Raw genomic sequence first — 19,721 nt, 5'->3', positions numbered from 1 at the left:
ATGGTAACTAAACCAATAATTCTGGCCGCGATTGCGGCCTTTTTTGTGGGGCTTACATCGGGATATTGGTTATTCACAACGCCAACAATACCCAAAGAAACAGTTGAACAGGCGCAATCTGCGCTCCCTGTGTTGGCGTCACAACGGCAAACAGCTGTACCAGTGCACGCTAAACCTCTGCCCCAAGTAGTTGTAAAAGAGGTGTTCGTAGACAGCCAAAATCCAGCCGTACACGATGATGCTCAACTACATGATGTCGCTCAGCATCAAGATGAAGTTATACAACTACGACGTGAGCTTAACGCAGCTAAACAACACGTGAAACAGCTGCAATCGGCGCTACAAAAACCAGAAGCTATGCTTGAGGAGCTACAAGCGCGTTTCGCTGAGCAAGACAGAGATGAAAAGTGGGCTTACGTCACGGAAACGCAAGTCAGCGACTTCCTCTACAGTGCAGGGCTTGCTGATGTGATGCAACTCGACGCCATTGAATGTAAAAGCACCATTTGTCGCATGCGCTTCACCCCACAAGAGGGCGTGGAACTCGACCCGCGAACTGATTGGTCAACTATGCAAACACATTTGCAGAGCCAACCTTGGTGGCAACAGTTTATGCGCAGCAATGCCCGCAGCACTGATGAAGGTCTTAGCCTTTGGGTTGAACGCCAACCACCTGAGTCTTAATCTCGCCATCGGCGACCACAGTGGTTAATAGCTGCTGTGGTTGCACTTGTTGCACTGATTTGATGATGCCTTGTTCACCTTTGGTAATGCTATAGCCACGAGCTAATACAGCCAGCGGACTGATGCTATCGAGTCGCGCCGCCAGCTGTGCTAGTTGCGATTGCGCAGCATATACGCTGTCTTTTTGCGCCGCTACTAAACGACTGGAGAGTTGCTGTAACTGGTATTTAGCACTGGCTAGTTGATGGCTCGGATTGGCACGCTGCATGCGCATACCTAACTGACTCAAATTGCGTTGTTGGTGGCTCAGACGCGCTTCCATAGCGTGATGCAAACGCATTTGTAATTCATCCAAACGCTGTTGCTGCTGCATCAGCTGATTTGCCGGATGTTGTTGCGCGAGTCTGCTTTGTAATATGTGTAATTGCTGCTGGCGCGCATGCAGCTGGTGGCGCCACGCACTGTGCAACTGGTGGCGCTTATGAGAGATAGCGTCTCGCAATTGGTTGCTGTCAGGGCTTACTAATTCCGCCGCAGCTGATGGCGTCGCTGCACGTATATCCGCTACAAAGTCACTGATAGTAGTATCAATTTCATGGCCTACTGCGCTTATCACGGGCAAATTTGATTGGAAAATTGCGTGCGCCAATTGTTCGTGGTTAAAACACCATAAGTCTTCTAAGCTACCACCGCCACGACCCACTATCAGCACATCTACTTCGTTACGAGCGTTGGCGATTTCTAGTTTTTCAATGATACCCACATGGGCTTGGTCACCTTGTACTTGGCAGGGGTAAATGACCACTTCCAGTTGGGGGGCACGGCGCTGCAACACAGTTAAGATATCTTTAATGGCAGCACCAGTAGAAGAGGTGATGACACCCACTTTGTTAATAGTGCTTGGCAATGGCTTTTTATGTGCAGAACTGAATAAGCCTTGTGCAGCCAGTTGCATTTTCAGCGCGTCAAATTGCTGCTTTAACTGGCCTTCACCAGCCGCTTCCATATGCTCCACAATAACTTGATAGTCACCGCGGGGTTCATATAAGGATACACGCGCTTGCACTTGCACTTGGTCGCCATCTTTGGGGCGAAATTTGGCATAGCGATTGTTGCCACGCCACATGGCGGCACGCACTTGCGATTTGTCATCTTTGAGGGAAAAGTACCAGTGCCCTGATGAGGGGGCGACAAAGTTAGATATTTCACCGGTGAGAACGATGGAGGCAAAGCCACGTTCTAAAATTGTGCGTATTTCACGATTAAGTCGCGAGACGGTATAGATGCTTTGATTTGTAGGGGAATTTGTCTGTGAATACATCGCGATATCGCACTTTTGAAAAACTAAATGCACTTTATCACAAATAAAGCGAAAATTTTATTTTACTCACCCCGACATCGCTGATAAAATGCCGCCGCAACTCCATCCAATCACCAATTCGTGAGAAGTTGCCAATGCTTAGGATCGCTAAAGAAGCTCTAACCTTTGATGACGTACTATTAGTACCAGGTCATTCAACTGTATTACCACATACAGCAAACCTTAAAACTCGTCTAACAAAAACAATCGAACTGAATTTGCCAATCGTTTCTGCATCTATGGATACAGTAACTGAAGCGCGTTTAGCTATTGCGTTAGCACAAGAAGGTGGTCTTGGCTTTATCCACAAAAATATGACCATCGCTGAGCAAGCAGCGAATGTTCGTAAGGTAAAAACTTACGAAGCGGGCATCGTTTCTCACCCTGTTACTGTAACTGCTGATCTAACGATTGCAGGTGCACTGCAGCTAGCACACGATAAAGGTTTCTCAGGTTTCCCAGTTGTTGATACTGATAACAACTTAGTGGGCATCGTAACAAGCCGTGATATGCGTTTTGAAACCAAGCTAGACCAGCCAATTTCGACAGTAATGACGAAAAAAGACCAGCTAGTAACGGTAAAAGAAGGTGCAGACCGTGACACTATTCTAGGTCTCATGCACGAACACCGTATTGAAAAAATCTTAGTTGTGAATGATGACTTTAAACTTAAAGGCATGATCACAGTGAAGGATTACCAAAAAGCACAAGATAAGCCAAACGCATGTAAAGACGATCAAGGTCGTTTACGTGTGGGTGCTGCTGTTGGTGTTGGTGCAGGCACTGATGAGCGTATCGCAGCATTGGTTGAAGCGGGCGTTGATATTTTACTTATCGATACGTCACATGGTCACTCACAAGGTGTTATCGACCGTGTTAAAGCAACGCGTGAAGCATATCCAGACTTACAAATCGTCGCAGGTAACGTTGCAACAGCAGAAGGTGCAATAGCACTTGCTGATGCAGGTGCAAATGCCGTTAAAGTAGGTATTGGCCCAGGTTCTATCTGTACAACTCGTATCGTAACAGGTTGCGGTGTGCCACAAATTACCGCAATTTCAGATGCAGTAGATGGCTTAAAAGGCCGTGAAATTCCAGTGATCGCTGATGGTGGCATCCGTTTCTCTGGTGACATCGCTAAAGCACTTGTTGCTGGTGCATCATTGGTAATGGTGGGCTCAATGCTAGCGGGTACGGAAGAAGCGCCGGGTGAAGTTGAACTTTACCAAGGCCGTTACTACAAATCATACCGTGGTATGGGCAGCTTAGGTGCTATGAACCAGAAAGAAGGTTCATCAGATCGTTACTTCCAAGATGCAAAATCAGAAGAAAAGCTGGTACCAGAAGGCATTGAAGGCCGCGTTGCATACAAGGGCCCAATTGCGAACATTATTCACCAGCAAGTGGGTGGTATCCGCAGTGCGATGGGTTTAACTGGCTGTGCTACTATTGAAGAACTCAATACTAAGCCGCAATTTGTACGTGTTACAGCTGCGGGTATGGGTGAGTCTCACGTTCATGACGTGCAAATCACCAAAGAAGCACCAAACTACCGTCTAGGCTAATAGCCAAATCAGACGAGATTAGGGCTAGCAGTTGCTAGCCCTTACTAATTTTCGACTGGTGAATTACATCATTTATCAGTCCAATTTCATTTAATTTAGATGAGATTGCAATGAGCAAAGATATCCATGACTCCCGTATATTGATCCTAGACTTTGGTTCGCAGTACACGCAATTAATCGCCCGTCGTGTGCGTGAAATTGGTGTTTATTGTGAGCTGTGGGCTTGGGATGTAACGGAAGAGCAAATCCGTGAATTCAACCCACAAGGTATCATCCTATCTGGTGGCCCTGAGTCAACAGTAGAAGATGGCAGCCCGCGTGCGCCAGATTACGTATTCGAAGCGGGTGTACCAGTATTGGGCGTATGTTACGGCATGCAAACAATGGCCATGCAACTTGGCGGTAAAGTACACGGCTCTGACAAGAAAGAGTTTGGCTATGCGAAAGTTGAAAAAGTGGGTGATTGCCCGTTATTTGAAGCGATCGAAGATCACCTAGGTGAAAACGGTGCAGGTCTACTAGACGTATGGATGAGCCATGGCGACAAGGTTGAAGCGATTCCACCTCAGTTCGCAACAACGGCGAAAACAGACACCTGTCCGCATGCTGCAATGTCATGGGAAGAGAAACGTTTTTACGGTGTACAATTCCACCCAGAAGTAACGCACACGTTGCAAGGTCAGCGTATCCTTGAGCGTTTTGTTGTTGATATCTGTGGCTGCGAAAAGCTTTGGACACCTGCACAAATCATCGAAGACGCGATTGCTCGCATCAAAGAGAAAGTCGGTGACGACGAGGTTATCCTTGGTCTTTCTGGTGGCGTAGATTCATCAGTAGTAGCGATGCTTATTAACCGCGCGATTGGCGACAAACTAACATGTGTATTCGTTGACAATGGTCTACTTCGATTGAATGAAGGCCAGCAAGTGATGGACATGTTTGGCGACCATTTCGGTCTGAATATTGTTAAAGTTGATGCTGAAGAGCGTTTCCTTAATGCATTAGAAGGCATTGATGAGCCAGAAGCGAAGCGTAAAGCAATCGGTCACACTTTCATTGAAGTATTCGATGAAGAAGCAAGTAAGCGCGTAAACGCGAAATGGCTTGCTCAGGGTACGATTTACCCAGACGTTATCGAGTCAGCTGCATCAGCGACAGGTAAGGCGCACGTGATCAAGTCACACCACAACGTGGGTGGCCTACCTGAAGATATGGAGCTGGGTCTTGTTGAGCCACTGCGTGAGCTATTCAAAGACGAAGTGCGTAAGATTGGTCTAGAGCTTGGTCTGCCTTACGACATGCTTTATCGTCACCCGTTCCCAGGTCCAGGCCTAGGTGTACGTGTATTAGGTGAAATTAAGAAAGAGTACTGTGATCTACTTCGCCGTGCTGACGCAATTTTCATCGAAGAGCTACACAATGCTGATCTATACCACAAAGTTAGCCAAGCGTTTACTGTTTTCCTACCGGTACGCTCTGTAGGTGTTATGGGCGATGCACGTAAATATGATTGGGTTGTCAGCCTACGTTGCGTTGAAACAATTGATTTCATGACGGCGCGCTGGTCACATCTACCGTACGACTTCCTAGGTAAGGTTTCAAACCGTATCATCAATGAAATCGACGGTATTTCTCGCGTAGTTTACGATATCTCAGGCAAGCCGCCTGCGACTATTGAGTGGGAATAAGACCTAATTATCTTTTGATGAGATAAAGACACTAAAAAGGGCTGAAATCAGCCCTTTTTTGTTATTGAAAATGAATGCCTGTTATATCGTACTCTTTGATATAACGCTTGCCATGTACATCACTAAAAAAGAACTCCATCTCTATTTTGTTGTCCAGCTGACCATTGTGCTCAAGAATTTCCACTAGGTAGTAATCCACGCTCGGTTGATTAATGTTTTCGTATTTGCGTTTTTGCAGCACGTTAAACTTAGTTGGGTTACCAATTTTGTCGAAGTAGGCGTACAGCGTTTGTAGGCCGCGCTCGTATATCTCTTGGTGATCTTGCGGTGCATTTGGGTCTCGGTATTTTAACAAAGGAACAGAGCGTTTCTTGTTAACAGCCCTTATAAAGTTGCTAATCACTTTGTCGTGCGCCATGACTTTGCTACCTTGTGCTTCTTTTGCTGCAGTTTGCAACTTAGTTTGCACTGGATACACATTGGCCATGTAGTTTTGATAATCGCCCAGTGCGTCCATATAGCTAAAGTAATGCGTTGGGCCTTTGTTGTATTCACTTTTTAACTTTTCATAATCGCCATCAATGTATTGTGCATAGGACTTAAAGAAGTGATATCCAGCACGATGATCTAAGTGGTAGAAATCCATCGGGTTTAGCAAGGCCGAGAACAACAAGGTGTTAAAGTCGAGGAAGTTCTTTTGATTACTAAAGACAAATAAGTCGACGTACCACTGCTTCTCTTCCCCCTCAATTGCCACCGTAAACTCGTAGAAGACATTGTCTTCTTGAGGCATAAAGGTCAGCAGCTTTTTGTCTAAACTATGTTTAACATCAGAGCTGATACCTTCATTGAGTGTGACCGTGTATTGCTCGTTGAGCGCCAATATTTCATCGGCAATTTCAATATTAAGATAGTTTTTGGCAAACGCTTTGTTGCTAGTAAGTAGCATTAATAGCGAGATGAGTAGGAGTATTTTGCTCTTGGAGAGATTCATTATAATTTCCTTATTATCCTTACAAACGCGCTAAAGTCTTCACGTTTAACGCGCATTCCATTGTGCGTTGAATTTCATCAATTTGACGAATTCGGCCATGAATTTAACAATGGTTAGTGATTCTGTCAATTAAGGTACGTGTTGTGCTAGCGGGTCGACAGCTAAGACTGCGAGCGAGTTCTCAACGATTTATCTAAACGCCCGTAAGATGGTAAAAAGCGAGATAAATATCGGACTTTTGTGTGTAAATTCTCCGCTTTGTTTAATTTAAAGGCAGTTGAACGATGTGAACGATATTTTTTCTTTACCTTTAAGAAAAGCTCATTATAATGCGTCGTCATTGCAGGGGCGTAGTTCCAATTGGTAGAACAGCGGTCTCCAAAACCGACGGTTGGGAGTTCGAATCTCTCCGCCCCTGCCACTTCTCTCTTTTGCTTCTTTAAGCTACACTGGCAACCGCCGAAAAATCATCATTATAACGAATTAGTATGCATTCTCAGTTTGCGAAAATTTTTGCTATCCAGCCTGTTCAATTGCGTTCGCGTTCACTGTCTAAAGAGCAGGGCACACAGGACGAGAGTCTGGTTTTTAATGATGAATCAATGTCTCCATTAAGCAGCCCATTGTCTGATGATATTTGTCGTTTGCTGCCCGATGGCGCAGAGGTTTTTGTAGCCTCTGTGGATGAGCCTACGCTGCAAGGTAACACTGTTTATCTACCTGCATCACAACTCAGTGCCACCCAAAAGCAACGGTTGTGGCAGCAACTATCTCAACGAGATCTGGTGTTTATTGATGTTTGAAATCTTGCCTTTGAATAACGACCATATTGCCGAGATTATGGTGATAGAGAATGCGTGTCATACACATCCTTGGAATGAAAAGTTAATGTTGTCGTGTTTATCTGGTCGTTACTTTGCCCGAGGATTGTTTGCAAATAACCTGCTTGTTGCCTTTTATGTGGCTGAACAAGCAGGCCCAGATATCACGCTTATCGATATTTGTGTATCGCCTGAGTATCAAGGTCAAGGGCTCGGTAAAAAACTCATGCGTGATTCAGAGACTAACGCTCAACAACGCAACACTGAGTTGATGTTTTTAGAAGTGCGTGAGAGTAACACGGCTGCCTTCAACCTATATCAAAACTGCGGTTTTGACTTCAATGGGCGTCGCAAAGGATATTATCCTGATGGCGAAGATGCGCTCTTGATGATGAAAACTGTGTTGGATGACGCAGAGATTTAACGTACTTAGCACTCGCGCTGGGTAGTTATATCTTAACTTTCATTAGAGTCTCCATAAATGGCGTAGCCATGCTTACCACAATGTTTTGCCTCGTACATGGCTGAGTCTGCCTGCTCAATAAGTGAGGTTGGCTCTGTATTGCCCTGCACACTGATTGAAATTCCAATACTGACAGAAAAGTTGAGGCCTAATGCTAATTTTTGTGATGCCTTATCAATAGCTTGCAAAATTTGTTTGGCTGTATTGTCCAGCGTTTTGTGAGAAAAATCGCCACTTGCTATTACCAAGAACTCGTCGCCACCAATGCGACACGCAATGTCTTCTTTGCGCACCGAGCGTTGAATAGCATTAGCGACTTCTTTAAGTACACTGTCCCCAATAATATGCCCAAACCTATCATTAATCGCTTTAAAATCGTCGATATCGATATAAAATAGCGCCACTTCGGTTTTGTCTTTAAGCGCTTGGCTTAATTCTCTGTGAATAAACTCAAATGCATAGCTGCGGTTATACAAGCCAGTTAAATGGTCATGATGAATTTGATGTAAGATACTCAATTCTTTAGTTTTATCTATAGTAATATCACGCACAAGCATAATAAAACGGTCTTCACTCGACTGTGCAATTCTTGCCTCAAACCATTTAAAATCGCCATTCACATGCAGTTGGTAATGGACGGTGTTTAACTGTCCAGAAAACTTCACGCGCTCAAATGTGATTCGCAGTAACTGTGCGGGTTCAGAAGGCAGCACCTCGAACATTGATTTATTGAGAAACTCTTGGGGTGATACATATAAATCCGAGCTATTCCCAGCTCGGTACTCAAGAATTTTACCGTCGCTGTCTAGTGCAAAAAGAGGTCAGGAACAAGTTCCATTAGTTCATCAAAGCTAAGTTTTTTGAAAAAACTGTTGTCAGTATCAATTGACGTTTTCATTTAGCAACCTTCAATGTCAACTCAGCTAGTCAGGGGCCTAGGTGGTTATTTTTTATGATAAAGGTCGCTCAATTTATCCTTAGCCATGTAAGGTTAACTCTTTTAAACATAGTAACCTAAGTGGCCTTATTTCTATCCTGATTCGTGGCTTTTTGAACGCCTTTGTAGTTATTGCAATTGCATAGGGTCGCACAGTTCATTCCATATCTTGTTGCACGAAACGACACGTCAAACAAAATATTTATAACTTTTTGTCCCTGTTATAGTTTACCAGAAATGGGGACGAGTGTGGCGCTTTTGATGCAGACGGGTGTATTTAAATGAAGGTGCTGCCAAGGGAGAGTATTATGTGCTTGTGATGCTTCGATTTACTGGCTAGCTGTTAAAGTTTCACTAAAAAACAGTGCGCTAGATGAAGGCTTTAAGCGTAAGACCGATTATTCATCTGCAAGATACAGCAATTCTCATGGCACAGTATGTATGCCCTACGGCGCTAACCATTTGTACATAATTAGGCTATCTACATAACCCAAATCACCATGACGGTAGGCATTGGGAATGCGGCCAATGGTTTCAAAGCCGAGCTTGTGCCAGAGCCTAATTGCCCCCTCGTTGGTCGATACCACATTGTTGAATTGCATCGCTTGAAAACCAAGCTGCTGAGCAATTAGTTGCGAATGCTCACACAGTGTTTGCGCAATCCCTTGGCCTCTTGCAGCGCTTGCTAACATGTAGCCGCAATTGCAGATGTGATTGCTTGGCCCAAGCGCATTGGCTTTGAGATAATAACTACCAAGCACGGCGTTATTGTGTACATACACAAATGTTTTTATCGGCATCTCACACCACAGCGCAAAGGCTTGCTCTTGCGTCATATCTGGGTCAAAGGCGTAGCTTTGTTGTGCCTTAATCACTGCACTAAAAGTGGGCCAAAAAGACGCAAAGTCTGCTTGGGTTATTTCTCTAATAATCGCACTCACCGCTGTTCCCTTTTAATGATTCGCCCTATGGCACCTTGCACTTTGATTGCCTATTTTGAGATTCGGGTCTATTGAATTTTGATTTGAATAAAATTCATTCATCAAAAATAAACGGACCCTAACGCTTATTGCCCAGCTTTACCCGCCTCTAGGATCGGAAGCCCCGCCTCGGTAGGAATATAGATTCGTTCTCCATTGCCTTCTTGAAGGCCTTTTATCCAAACGTAACGCAAATATGCTTCATTTCCTTTGAGTGATTCCCCGATTATTTTATTGGCCTCGGCGGCAGCTTTCGCTCGCTCGATATCTGCTTGCCCCTCAGCTTTGGCTTGCACTATTTTGGCTTCACCTTCGGCTTGCGCTAGGGTGACGCGGGCCTTCGCTTGCATTAACGCCGCCTGTTCACGCGCTTTGGCCTCTTCAATCAGGATTTGCTTACTCCATTCCGCTTCTTTTAAAGCAGCAATACCATTCATTTCAAGTTTGTAAACTTTATATTGTGGCCATGCCCAAAGGGCAAGAATGATTAATACGATAAAGAATAAAACGGTGGCAAAGAGCCCACCAAATGCGATGGCGTTTCTATTTGGGTGCACAATTTCTCCTTATTTTTTGTCCAAGCTGCCTCTACAGCGGCAAGCTTTTTTGTGGCATCCACATTAACTTTCTAACTAGACGCTAAATCCTTTTCCAGCGCAAAGCGGATCGCGTGCTCTAGTTTGAGTATCGGGTAGTCATGGTCTTCATGGCCGCCTTCTCGAATTGATTTTTCTAGTTCATCAGCGGCATCGGCAACACCATTGAAGCCAAAGCAGCTAGCGCTACCTTTAATACTGTGCGCGACTGCTTGCAGTTGCTCCCATTCGGCGGCTTGCTGATGAGCTTGGACTTGCATTAAATAGTCAGGCAGCTTCTGTTTGTAGTTTTCATTAATTTGTAAGAAGCGCTCACTTTGGAGAATATCATCCCACCGTGAATTAGCCTCTTGTTGCAAGCTTAAGTAAGTCGCTAATGTGTGTTCGAGCTGTTCTTTATCTATGGGTTTAGCAAGGGCTTTGTTACATCCCGCTTGCAAATAGCGGTCGATGTCATGTTTCATTACATTCGCGGTTAGCGCAATGATTGGTCCATCATACGCAGCGTGGCGCAGCATTTGTGTTGCTTCTTCACCACCCATCACCGGCATTTGCATATCCATTAAGATCAGCTGGTAGTCTTTTACTAGCGCCTTCTCCACGGCTTCCGCGCCATTGTCAGCGAAGTCAGGGGTAATGCCCCAACGTTCTAATAGCAATGAGATCAGGGCTTGGTTATCTTTGTTGTCTTCGGCAACGAGAATTTCACCGTCAAATTGCTTCCAGCTGAGTGTCGGTATAGCCACTTTTGGTGGCTGCATTTGCTCGAGCGCGGTATAGAATTCGCTGTCGTCATAGACTTGGTTACAATCAATGTGAATGGTGAATTGGCTGCCCTTACCTTGCTCGCTCTGCGCCCAGATATCGCCACCGAGTAGTTGCGACAAATTCTTTGCTATGCACAACCCCAAGCCACTGCCACCGAAACGACGAGTTGTGGTTGAGTCAGCTTGTTCGAAAGGTTTGAAAATACGGCTAAGTTCCTGGTCAGATATTCCAATACCCGAGTCCGTAACCACGCACTTCAACACACCATGTTGGTAGCCCACGTTGAGGTGCACGAAGCCGTTGGCGGTAAATTTTACGGCATTGGTAAGAATATTGAGTAATATCTGCTTCAGGCGTGTTTGGTCACTGTTCAAATACCGAGGTATTGGAAAGTCATAACTAATTTTAAACGCTAACTCTTTTTGTTGTGCTTGTGCAGTAATGATTGAGGACAAGTCATCGAACAGTTCATAGAGAGACACTGGCTCGCGGTTTACCGCAAGTTTTTCAGCCTCTATCTTAGAGAGATCGAGGATGTTGTTGATGAGTTCCAACAAGTGGCGAGAGTTGCGAAGCACAGTCGATAGTTGTTGGTGTACTCGGTCGTCTTCGATCTCATTATTCTCAAGTAGCTGCTCTGTAAAGCCCATGATCGCAGTCAATGGTGTACGAATTTCATGACTCATATTAGCTAGAAAGCGACTTTTTAATTGGTTTGCTTGCTCGGCTTGCTCAATGGCGCGTTCAAGGGCTTTGTTGGTTTTCTCAAGCTCAATGGTGCGCTCTTCAACCCGTTGCTCTAACGTGTCTTTGTACTCTTTTAATTCACTTTGGCTGTGATGAATTTTATCTACCATGTGATTAAAGTCGCTGAACAGTTGTCCAACTTCATCTGAGCGGTTCTGCTCAAGGCGCACCGACAAGTCATTTTCACCCACACGATGACTGGCTTCTCCGAGTTTTTCTATAGGATTGAGAAGCAGGTTTCGAACCACGATAAAAATAAGAATAGGGAGTGTTATTACCGATATGAATACAATCAGCGCCGTGATGAGGCTAATGAGTTTCCCTGCCTGATAAAGCATGGTTTTTGGAATGCTGGTCGCAAAATAGTGGCCATCTGACATTTGTACTGCGTACATCATTCGCGGTGTGTCGTCGACGCTCTTTAATATCACCTCATTTAATTGCCCATTGTCAGCCCAAAGATTGATTCTTCGTAAGTCTTCTTTGTTCAAGGTGGTGCCTAAAAGAGCATGGTTAGAGCTAAACAATACTTTACCTTGCTCCGAAAGCAGAAGGTTCAAGGTATTGTTATACGGTGCTTCTAAAATGGCGGTGTTGAGTACAGTCGGTTGCACTTTTAGAATGATATAGCCCAGTAACACAGGGCGCTCTAATTGAAAGTCAGGGGCAAATACCTTTTGCGCAAAGTACAGCGAGGTCTCACCGTTATCCGCCTGCACCATAAATTGTTGGCGGCGCAACGAGCTGGCGACCAATTGTTCAAAAAATGGATAGGTATCAGGTGGCGACTGCAATGTCGTGGAAAAATACGCGTAACTGTCTTGCGTCGCAGAAACAAAGTTAATACTCAAAATATCAGGATAGGCTTCTGTGTAGCTGCTAAATACGTCCAGCAATGCAGCGAGGTTTTGACGGTAATTACCACTGCTGCCATCAATTTCATGGAGAAAATTTTGTAATACTGGAGAAGAACTTAACAATTCTGTAGTCGAGTGATACACATTCAGTGAGTGGAACACTTTGTTTTGTTGTTGTTGCACAAAGCGACTCACAATCAACTGCGATTGCTGTTCTGATGAGCTAGTGACGTTGGTGAGGGTGAAGCCTCCTAAAAACAATAGCGGCAGTATCACAACGGGTGTGATGTACCAGAGTAAGCGAATACTCAGCTTGCTTGTTTTCATGGCCGTAGCGCCTCCTTGCAACGTCTTAATATGTCTTCAGCGCGTTATAAAAATGGGAACGTGATTAAAATTATACCCAATGCCTAGTAATAATACACATAGGTTGGCCCAGAAGTCACTTTAACTTGTATTCGGCGCTTTTGTGCGCACCTGAAAATCGGTATAATCACGCGCATTATTGTCTTTATAACTTATTTACGACTTAACTGTATCATTGAGTTAGGTCGTTAGCGCAAAAGTGACCGCATGTCAGAACTAATACAGCAAATTAATAAGCGACGCACGTTCGCAATCATTTCCCACCCGGATGCGGGTAAAACCACGATTACCGAAAAGGTACTCTTGTTCGGCCAAGCTATCCAAAAAGCAGGGACGGTAAAGGGCCGTGGCTCAAACCAGCATGCAAAGTCAGACTGGATGGAAATGGAAAAGGAGCGTGGTATCTCGGTAACAACCTCTGTGATGCAGTTTCCTTACAACGAGCGCCTAGTTAACTTATTGGATACCCCGGGACACGAAGATTTCTCTGAGGATACGTATCGCACATTGACCGCAGTTGACTCTTGCTTAATGGTCATTGATGCGGCGAAAGGTGTTGAGGATCGAACTCGTAAGCTCATGGAAGTAACGCGTCTTCGTGATACACCAATCGTGACCTTTATGAACAAATTGGACCGTGATATTCGCGACCCGATGGAACTCCTCGATGAAGTCGAAACCGAACTCAACATCATGTGTGCGCCCATCACATGGCCGATTGGCTGTGGTAAAGAGTTCAAAGGTGTGTACCACTTACACCGTGATGAAACTATCTTATACCAAACTGGTCATGGTCATACGATTCAAGATGTACGTATAATCAAAGGGTTAGATAACGCTGAGCTAAATGAAGCTGTGGGCGAAAGCCTGGCTGAACAATTACGTGAAGAAATCGAATTAGTGCAAGGCGCATCAAATGAATTCGATTTAGAAATGTTTCTAAGCGGTGAGTTAACGCCTGTTTATTTTGGTACCGCACTCGGTAACTTTGGTGTTGACCACATGCTGGATGGCCTCACTGAGTGGGCACCTGCGCCTATGCCGCGCAAAACCGATGATGAGCTCGAAGTGACAGCCGAAGATGAAAAGTTCTCTGGTTTCGTCTTTAAAATTCAAGCGAACATGGACCCGAAACACCGTGACCGTATTGCCTTTATGCGTATTGTGTCAGGCAAATACACGCAAGGTATGAAGATGAACCATGTGCGTATTGGTAAGCAAGTCAGTATTTCCGATGCCGTGACCTTTATGGCAGGTGACCGCGAGCGCGCACAAGACGCTTATGCCGGCGATATTATTGGATTGCATAACCATGGCACGATTCAAATCGGTGATACTTTCACTGATGGTGAACGGCTTAAGTTTAGCGGTATTCCAAACTTCGCACCGGAATTATTCCGTCGTATTCGTTTGAAAGATCCATTGAAGCAAAAGCAATTGCTTAAAGGCTTAGTACAGCTTTCGGAAGAAGGCGCGGTGCAGGTGTTCCGCCCGCTTATCAATAACGATCTCATTGTAGGCGCGGTAGGTGTGCTGCAGTTTGATGTGGTTGTGGCGCGCTTGAAAGCGGAATACAAGGTGGACGCAATTTACGAAAGCGTGAACGTGAACACGGCACGTTGGGTTTCATGCGAAGACACGAAGAAGTTCGAAGAATTCAAACGTAAGTGCGAAGCCAACTTAGCGCTTGATGGCGGCGACAACCTGACCTACATCGCGCCAACACGTGTAAACTTGAATTTGTCGATGGAGCGCTACCCTGAAGTGAAATTCAGCGAAACGCGTGAACACTAAGACTCCAAGCTCCCTAATTTATCTCGGCCAGCAAAGCGCTGGCCCAATTGCAAGGTAACTGCAACGATGAACATTAAACAAATTTTAATCGACAAAGCCAATGCCGCCATGCTTGCTGCGGGGCTTGAAGAAGGCACTAATCCAGCGGTCACGCAAAGCACGCGTCCGCAATTTGGTGACTACCAGATCAATGGCGCAATGGGCGCGGCGAAAAAACTAAAAACTAATCCTCGAGAGTTGGCGCAAAAAATCATTGATGCGCTTGATGTATCTGATTTAGCAGACAAAGTTGAAATCGCAGGACCTGGTTTTATCAATATTCACCTTAAACCTGAATTCCTCGCTCAGTCAGTTGCGAACGCAAACCAAGACGCCAAGTTAGGTGTTGCAGAGCATGCAAACCCACATACTGTGGTGGTGGATTACTCATCGCCAAACCTCGCCAAAGAAATGCACGTCGGTCACCTGCGCTCAACCATCATAGGTGATGCGGTCGCGCGTACATTAGAGTTCCGTGGTGACAAAGTCATTCGTCAAAACCACATGGGCGATTGGGGCACGCAATTTGGTATGTTGATTGCGCACCTTGAAGACTTACTTAACGACGGAGTTGATCTTGAAAAAGTTGCTCTTGCGGACCTTGAAAGCTTCTACCGTGATGCGAAAAAGCGTTTTGATGACGAAGAAGGCTTTGCCGATCGCGCGCGTGAATACGTAGTAAAACTACAACAAGGTGATGCACACTGTGACAAGCTATGGCAGATGTTTATCGATACCTCGGTGAAACACTCAGAAGAAGTATACGCCAAGCTAAACGTGACACTTAAGCGTGAAGACATTTACGCAGAAAGTGCGTACAACAGTGAACTGCAACGCATGATTGATGTGCTTCGTGAGAAGGGCATTGCTAAAGAAGACCAGGGCGCACAAGTTGTATTCATCGATGAGCTTGCGAACAAAGATGGTGAGCCGTCAGTGTTCATCGTGCAAAAATCGGGTGGCGGCTTCTTATATGCAACCACCGACTTAGCAGCGTGTGAATACCGTTCACACACGCTTGGCGCTGACCGCATTATGATCTTCGTAGATGCACGTCAAAGTTTGCACTTCAGTCAAGTAGAGATCACAGCGCGTAAAGCCGGCTTCTTGCGCGATGAAACGAGCTATGAATTCTGCCCATTTGGCACCATGATGGGTGAAGATGGTAAGCCATTTAAAACCCGTACGGGCGGCACGGTAAAACTAGCTGATTTACTAGATGAAGCAGTCACTCGTGCAAAGGCGAAATTATCTGAGCGTGAATCACCACTGAGTGACCAAGAGCAAGAAGAGATTGCCAGCAAAGTTGGTATTGGTGCAGTGAAATACGCTGACCTGTCTAAGCACCGCACCAGCGATTACATCTTCAATTGGGATACGATGTTGAGCTTTGAAGGTGCCACAGCGCCTTATCTGCAATATGCGTATACCCGTGTTAAGAGTATTTTCCGCAAAGCGGGCATCGACAGTGCTGCACACCAAGCAGCTGTTGTGGTTGCGCAACCTCAAGAAAAAGCGCTCGCTATCAAACTGATGCAGTTTGAAGAAGTGTTGGATCAGATGATCAACGATGCGACGCCACACGTATTGTGTGGTTACTTGTATGAGCTTGCGAGCTTGTACATGAGCTTCTACGAAGCATGCCCAGTACTCAAAGAGGGTGTGAGCGAAGAAGATAAGAACAGTCGTTTGGTGTTGTGCTCGTTGGTGGCGAAGACGTTGCAAAAAGGGTTAGACCTTTTAGGTATCGACGTCATGGAGCAAATGTAATCAGCGGCGTGTAGTTCGCTTTGACTGCGTTGGTGCTCTTTTTTAACACTAGTCACATACGTCACGTATGCTCCTAGGTATAAAAAAGAGTACCGCCTTGTCAGCACTCCTACACTTGCTGATGCTTTCGAAAATCGAAAATGATGGCTTTAAGCAATTGCGTTGCTCACCTGAGCATATTAAGAAGGATTTGCTATGAAACTTGATGATATTCGTCGCGAATATTTACAAGGTGGGTTAGACGAGAGCATGCTCGAGGCAAGCCCCATTGCGCAATTTGAAAAGTGGCTGGAGCAGGCGATTGCTGCGCAGATCCCAGATCCAACGGCCATGGTGGTAGCGACGGTGGATGAACACGGGCAGCCATCACAACGTATCGTGCTACTGAAAAGCTTGGATGAGAAAGGCTTTGTGTTTTTCACTAACACAGGCTCGCGTAAAGCCAGTGAGCTGGCGAAGAACAACAAGATTAGCCTGCATTTTCCTTGGCACATGTTTGAACGCCAGGTGATCGTTTATGGGGAAGCGCAGCCATTACCTGTGAGCGATGTGGCCAAATATTTCCTCTCTCGGCCTAAAGAAAGCCAATTGGCAGCCTGGGCATCAAGCCAAAGTCGCCCAGTTTCATCACGCCAAGTGCTGATGGAAAAATTTGCGCAAATGAAGAATAAATTTGCCAAAGGCGAAATTCCATTGCCGGACTTCTGGGGGGTATTGTGTGAAACCAACCAAAGTCGAATTTTGGCAAGGTGGTGCCCATCGCCTTCATGATCGCTTTATGTATACACGCCAAGCAGATGATTCTTGGCAGGTAGGGCGCCTCAACCCGTGATGCGCTTTATCGACTCCCACTGTCATCTTGATTTTAGTGAATTCGATGGTGACAGAGCGCAGCGTATTGCCAATGCCCATGCGCAGGGAGTCACACATTTCGTGGTGCCAGGTATCAGCTTGGCACAATCACATAACCTCATTCAATTCGCCCAACACACCCCCAATACATTTGTCAGTGCGGGTATGCATCCTTACTTTTTAGGCCAGCATCATGAATCGCATATCGCTCAACTTGCCGATTTAATAGCAACGCATCGTGATACTTTTATTGCCGTGGGGGAGTGTGGTATCGATAGGTATGTGGAAGATTTAGCCATCCAGCAGAACTTGTTTGAAGCGCAAATCGCTATAGCCAATGAATATGAGCTGCCTTTAATTGTGCATCACCGACAAAGTCATGATTTGATTGCGGCGAGCTTTAAGCGGTGCCCTCCTATATTTGGTGGGGTTATTCACGCGTTTTCAGGCTCCACGCAGGTGGCGAAAAATTATACAAAAGCGGGTTTTAAATTGGGTGTGGGCGGCACTATTACGTATGCACGCGCACAGAAAACCAAAGAAGCGTTGCGCAGTGTAGGTGCAGAACATTTACTGTTGGAAACTGACGCGCCGAGCATGCCACTGTTTGGCCACCAGGGGCAGATCAACACGCCAGAGCACATCCCCACAGTGTTTATGGCATTGGCTGAGTTACTAGAAGAGGCTGATCATGACGCCTTGTCTGAGTTGTTGTATCTGAATTGTTTAGCTTTTTTACGAAAATAGCGTTTGAGCTGCCAACGTTTTAATCCACGCCCTAGTTGCCATGTAAAAATACAGCAAATAATGAGCATCAGCAGCACCTGCCGACCAACCTCATGGATGTATCTGTGGCTGGTATCAATGGCTGTTTGCGGTAGGTAATTCACCCGCGCAAAGCCTATTGGCTTTTGCTCTTGCGACGAGGTGATGGGGATGACGATGGGTTGAGTTAGCTTGCTGATCCCCGGTGTGCCTAAGGTTATGCCGTATTGCGAGTCATAGGGGGAGTACACATTGCTTTGGGCCTGCGTACTGCCGCTAATATCATAGATTACCGCGCTTTGAATGACGTCATCCATACTCAATTGATTAGCTAACTCGGTGAGCCGTGGCTTGTTGTTTTGCTCCAATGGCAAAGCTGCTGTGAGCGCCAATTGCTGCGATAAGCTTTTGGCGTATTGATAGCTTTGTTGATAGAGCATTTGGTGCCCTTGGAAACTGGTGTTAAATGCCATCCATGTAAGCAATACGAAGCACAAAGCGGCAAACACCAGTCGCGTTAGGCGTTGCCAACGAGATGTGCGCACCGGATTTTTTACTTGTTTATTTTTCATATCACTCATGTGGTTACTGACTTTCCTCGCCATCAATGATTAAATTGGCACAGCCTTATCACTTTATTTAATTTGCGTTGGAGCACTCAATGCCAAAGCACAGCATTGCTTTTTCTACTGTAGCACAGCAAGACGATCTGTCCCTAAGTAATCACCTTAATTTAAACACTTGGTATGACTTTGACCATGCGTCTTTGGTGGCAAACGCGAACAGCAATACCACCTACGTGGTTTTGTTCAGCTTCCAATTAGGCATGCATGTCGCGAACTTTGCGACACAGTTACAAGCGTGGGCAGGTGAGCTTGTGGGTGTTTGTCGCTATGAAGCGCATGCTGATTTACCACCTGCTTTTGCGTTCGCTATTACAGATGCAAATGCGCAATTAAATGACCAAGTAAAGGCCTATAGTGCCGAAAATGGTGTGCAATGTGCAGCCTTGGTAAATCCTCCCAAGTTATCTCAAGCGGGTCTTTTGGTGATGGATATGGACTCAACGGCTATCACTATTGAGTGTATTGATGAAATCGCGCGTTTAGGCGGCGTGTATGACGAAGTGGCTGCAGTTACTGCACAAGCGATGGCAGGACAGTTGGACTTCAGCGACAGCTTACGCCAACGAGTTGCCAAACTAGCGGGCATTAAACTGGATTTAGTCGACGAGCTTAAAAGCCAATTGCCTCTAATGCCCGGCGTTGAGCAATTGTGTGCGGTGCTGCGCGAAAACAATTGGTATTTAGCCATTGCAAGTGGTGGTTTTATTCCTTTTGCTCAGCAGGTTCAGACATTACTTAACCTCGATAAAATTCATGCAAATCAACTAGATGATAACGGTGAGGCGCTTGTGGGTACGGTTAGTGGGCAAATCGTTGATGCGCAAGAAAAAGCTCGCTTTTTGGCCCAATACCGCGAGCAACTGCAATTGCCTAATTCGCAAACGATGGCCATCGGCGATGGCGCGAATGATCTATTAATGATGCAAGAAGCGGGGTTGGGTGTTGCCGTACACGGCAAGGAAAAAGTTGTTGCCCAAGCGCCTGCGGCTATTACTGCCGGCAGTCTAGCACAGCTGCTTTATTTCTTAACCATTCCAACTATCGACTAA

General features: G+C 45.6%; 16 protein-coding genes, 1 tRNA gene and 1 pseudogene. 11 read left to right on the top strand and 7 right to left on the bottom strand.

The genetic code is table 11. From position 1 onward, the window contains the following. Entirely contained in the window at positions 1–684 is a 684-nt protein-coding gene (locus ACH19P_RS13405; RefSeq protein ID WP_462159035.1) for a hypothetical protein, read from the top strand. Here ACH19P_RS13405 and xseA read toward each other — a convergent pair. Continuing rightward, positions 647–2,005: an exodeoxyribonuclease VII large subunit gene (gene xseA / locus ACH19P_RS13400; RefSeq protein WP_462159033.1), complete on the bottom strand. Its 1,359-nt coding sequence runs from the start codon at positions 2,003–2,005 to the stop codon at positions 647–649. The two genes, ACH19P_RS13405 and xseA, sit on opposite strands and share 38 nt — an antisense overlap. Positions 2,006–2,139: 134 nt before the next feature. On the opposite strand from xseA, the gene guaB reads away from it, so the two are divergent. Next, positions 2,140–3,609: an IMP dehydrogenase gene (gene guaB, locus ACH19P_RS13395; protein ID WP_462159032.1), complete on the top strand. Its 1,470-nt coding sequence runs from the start codon at positions 2,140–2,142 to the stop codon at positions 3,607–3,609. A gap of 110 nt (positions 3,610–3,719) precedes the next feature. Beyond that, positions 3,720–5,297 (top strand): glutamine-hydrolyzing GMP synthase, encoded by a 1,578-nt coding sequence (gene guaA / locus ACH19P_RS13390; RefSeq protein ID WP_462159031.1) that lies wholly within the window; start codon positions 3,720–3,722, stop codon positions 5,295–5,297. Positions 5,298–5,358: 61 nt separating this feature from the next. Here the strand turns inward: guaA and ACH19P_RS13385 are convergent, their stop codons facing one another. After that, entirely contained in the window at positions 5,359–6,291 is a 933-nt protein-coding gene (locus ACH19P_RS13385) for a hypothetical protein (protein ID WP_462159030.1), read from the bottom strand. Between the two features lie 344 nt (positions 6,292–6,635). On the opposite strand from ACH19P_RS13385, the gene ACH19P_RS13380 reads away from it, so the two are divergent. The 3 genes from ACH19P_RS13380 to rimI all read left to right on the top strand — a co-directional run bounded on the left by ACH19P_RS13380 (position 6,636) and on the right by rimI (position 7,536). Beyond that, positions 6,636–6,712 (top strand) — tRNA-Trp (locus ACH19P_RS13380). A gap of 67 nt (positions 6,713–6,779) precedes the next feature. Then, positions 6,780–7,094: a hypothetical protein gene (locus tag ACH19P_RS13375; RefSeq protein ID WP_462159029.1), complete on the top strand. Its 315-nt coding sequence runs from the start codon at positions 6,780–6,782 to the stop codon at positions 7,092–7,094. After that, positions 7,087–7,536, top strand: coding sequence for a ribosomal protein S18-alanine N-acetyltransferase (gene rimI / locus ACH19P_RS13370; protein WP_462159028.1), 450 nt, complete (start codon positions 7,087–7,089; stop codon positions 7,534–7,536). Before ACH19P_RS13375 ends, rimI begins: the two co-directional genes overlap by 8 nt. A 32-nt stretch (positions 7,537–7,568) precedes the next feature. Here rimI and ACH19P_RS13365 read toward each other — a convergent pair whose 3' ends face one another. The 4 genes from ACH19P_RS13365 to ACH19P_RS13350 all read right to left on the bottom strand — a co-directional run bounded on the left by ACH19P_RS13365 (position 7,569) and on the right by ACH19P_RS13350 (position 12,787). After that, positions 7,569–8,297: a GGDEF domain-containing protein gene (locus ACH19P_RS13365; RefSeq protein ID WP_462159027.1), complete on the bottom strand. Its 729-nt coding sequence runs from the start codon at positions 8,295–8,297 to the stop codon at positions 7,569–7,571. 661 nt (positions 8,298–8,958) lie between these two features. Next, on the bottom strand, positions 8,959–9,444 hold the full coding sequence (locus ACH19P_RS13360; RefSeq protein ID WP_462159360.1) for an N-acetyltransferase family protein: 486 nt from the start codon (positions 9,442–9,444) through the stop codon (positions 8,959–8,961). A 134-nt stretch (positions 9,445–9,578) separates the two neighbouring features. Next, a complete protein-coding gene (locus ACH19P_RS13355) occupies positions 9,579–10,049 on the bottom strand; it encodes an SPFH domain-containing protein (RefSeq protein ID WP_462159026.1) in 471 nt (156 codons plus the stop codon). Between the two features lie 71 nt (positions 10,050–10,120). Then, a complete protein-coding gene (locus ACH19P_RS13350) occupies positions 10,121–12,787 on the bottom strand; it encodes an ATP-binding protein (RefSeq protein WP_462159025.1) in 2,667 nt (888 codons plus the stop codon). A 246-nt stretch (positions 12,788–13,033) separates the two neighbouring features. On the opposite strand from ACH19P_RS13350, the gene prfC reads away from it, so the two are divergent. The 4 genes and pseudogenes from prfC (at position 13,034) to ACH19P_RS13330 (ending at position 18,028) form a co-directional block, all read left to right on the top strand. Then, positions 13,034–14,620 (top strand): peptide chain release factor 3, encoded by a 1,587-nt coding sequence (gene prfC / locus ACH19P_RS13345; protein ID WP_462159024.1) that lies wholly within the window; start codon positions 13,034–13,036, stop codon positions 14,618–14,620. Between the two features lie 66 nt (positions 14,621–14,686). Next, positions 14,687–16,429 (top strand): arginine--tRNA ligase, encoded by a 1,743-nt coding sequence (gene argS, locus ACH19P_RS13340; RefSeq protein ID WP_462159022.1) that lies wholly within the window; start codon positions 14,687–14,689, stop codon positions 16,427–16,429. 195 nt (positions 16,430–16,624) lie between these two features. Next, positions 16,625–17,261: pseudogene (pdxH, locus tag ACH19P_RS13335) on the top strand (pyridoxamine 5'-phosphate oxidase). Continuing rightward, a complete protein-coding gene (locus tag ACH19P_RS13330; RefSeq protein ID WP_462159359.1) occupies positions 17,261–18,028 on the top strand; it encodes a TatD family hydrolase in 768 nt (255 codons plus the stop codon). The pseudogene pdxH and the gene ACH19P_RS13330 overlap by 1 nt, the downstream one beginning before the upstream one ends. On the opposite strand, the gene ACH19P_RS13325 is transcribed toward ACH19P_RS13330, so the two are convergent. Beyond that, positions 17,971–18,618, bottom strand: a complete 648-nt coding sequence (locus ACH19P_RS13325) for an AhpA/YtjB family protein (protein WP_462159021.1) — start codon at positions 18,616–18,618, stop codon at positions 17,971–17,973. The two genes, ACH19P_RS13330 and ACH19P_RS13325, sit on opposite strands and share 58 nt — an antisense overlap. Before the next feature lie 89 nt (positions 18,619–18,707). Between ACH19P_RS13325 and serB the strand changes: the two genes are divergently transcribed. Further along, positions 18,708–19,721: a phosphoserine phosphatase SerB gene (serB, locus tag ACH19P_RS13320; RefSeq protein WP_462159020.1), complete on the top strand. Its 1,014-nt coding sequence runs from the start codon at positions 18,708–18,710 to the stop codon at positions 19,719–19,721.

The sequence above is a fragment of the Pseudoalteromonas sp. GB56 genome, from assembly GCF_054923835.1.
Note: the sequence above shows the minus strand (reverse complement) of the source record. Positions and strands in the feature narration are given on the sequence as shown.

Coding starts and splice junctions, on each gene's coding strand:
- ACH19P_RS13405 (WP_462159035.1), top strand. CDS start 1: ATGGTAACTAAACCAATAATTCTGGCCGCGATTGCGGCCTTTTTTGTG.
- xseA (WP_462159033.1), bottom strand. CDS start 2,005: ATGTATTCACAGACAAATTCCCCTACAAATCAAAGCATCTATACCGTC.
- guaB (WP_462159032.1), top strand. CDS start 2,140: ATGCTTAGGATCGCTAAAGAAGCTCTAACCTTTGATGACGTACTATTA.
- guaA (WP_462159031.1), top strand. CDS start 3,720: ATGAGCAAAGATATCCATGACTCCCGTATATTGATCCTAGACTTTGGT.
- ACH19P_RS13385 (WP_462159030.1), bottom strand. CDS start 6,291: ATGAATCTCTCCAAGAGCAAAATACTCCTACTCATCTCGCTATTAATG.
- ACH19P_RS13375 (WP_462159029.1), top strand. CDS start 6,780: ATGCATTCTCAGTTTGCGAAAATTTTTGCTATCCAGCCTGTTCAATTG.
- rimI (WP_462159028.1), top strand. CDS start 7,087: ATGTTTGAAATCTTGCCTTTGAATAACGACCATATTGCCGAGATTATG.
- ACH19P_RS13365 (WP_462159027.1), bottom strand. CDS start 8,297: ATGTTCGAGGTGCTGCCTTCTGAACCCGCACAGTTACTGCGAATCACA.
- ACH19P_RS13350 (WP_462159025.1), bottom strand. CDS start 12,787: ATGAAAACAAGCAAGCTGAGTATTCGCTTACTCTGGTACATCACACCC.
- prfC (WP_462159024.1), top strand. CDS start 13,034: ATGTCAGAACTAATACAGCAAATTAATAAGCGACGCACGTTCGCAATC.
- argS (WP_462159022.1), top strand. CDS start 14,687: ATGAACATTAAACAAATTTTAATCGACAAAGCCAATGCCGCCATGCTT.
- ACH19P_RS13330 (WP_462159359.1), top strand. CDS start 17,261: ATGCGCTTTATCGACTCCCACTGTCATCTTGATTTTAGTGAATTCGAT.
- ACH19P_RS13325 (WP_462159021.1), bottom strand. CDS start 18,618: ATGAAAAATAAACAAGTAAAAAATCCGGTGCGCACATCTCGTTGGCAA.
- serB (WP_462159020.1), top strand. CDS start 18,708: ATGCCAAAGCACAGCATTGCTTTTTCTACTGTAGCACAGCAAGACGAT.